Source organism: Neobacillus drentensis, from assembly GCF_036965245.1.
GTDB classification, from domain to species: domain Bacteria; phylum Bacillota; class Bacilli; order Bacillales; family Cytobacillaceae; genus Neobacillus; species Neobacillus drentensis_G.
In genome coordinates this window covers 1-514 of record NZ_JBALPG010000026.1, presented here as the reverse complement: position 1 = coordinate 514, position 514 = coordinate 1, and the positions used below count along the sequence as shown (strand labels likewise).

The window sequence follows — 514 nt, the reverse complement described above, 5'->3', positions numbered from 1 at the left end:
ATTGCCTTCACCTGTCTGATTGCTACTGCTCAACAGCTTGGGATTACGGATAAAGAATTTACACTAAACGATATATTGTACTTTAAGTGAAAATCGTCCATCAGATAGTAGTACGATTTTTTTACAGAAAAAACGAATTAAAGTGCAAAATCATTTATAAATGTACAAAAATCCTAATTTTTCATATTTTGTAAAAATTAATATCATTCTATGATATTATTTAAATATACAGAAAAGTCAGGGGGATATAGGACATTTTGAAACGAATAATAACCATTGTGATAACTTTATTATTTTTATTAGGTATTAGTTTTGGGGTTGCATATTATACACATACAAAATTCATTGATTTTTCATTTTTAACTGGATTTGCAGTCACCGTAATAATTTGGTTTTTTACCTCAAAGGGAGGTTTCACATCTCGACATACAGATTTGCAAGTTCAAGGAACGACAGGGATTAAAGTTGAGCAACAAAAATTTGAGTTTTCACCGAATTTGTCTTTTATAACATC

At 29.2% G+C, this 514-nt stretch carries 1 protein-coding gene; it reads left to right on the top strand.

The window, feature by feature from the left end; all coding sequences use genetic code 11:
• Nucleotides 1-257 precede the first annotated feature (257 nt).
• On the top strand, nt 258-514 hold a 257-nt coding region (locus tag V7150_RS07625; RefSeq protein ID WP_335515745.1), incomplete at its 3' end, for a hypothetical protein.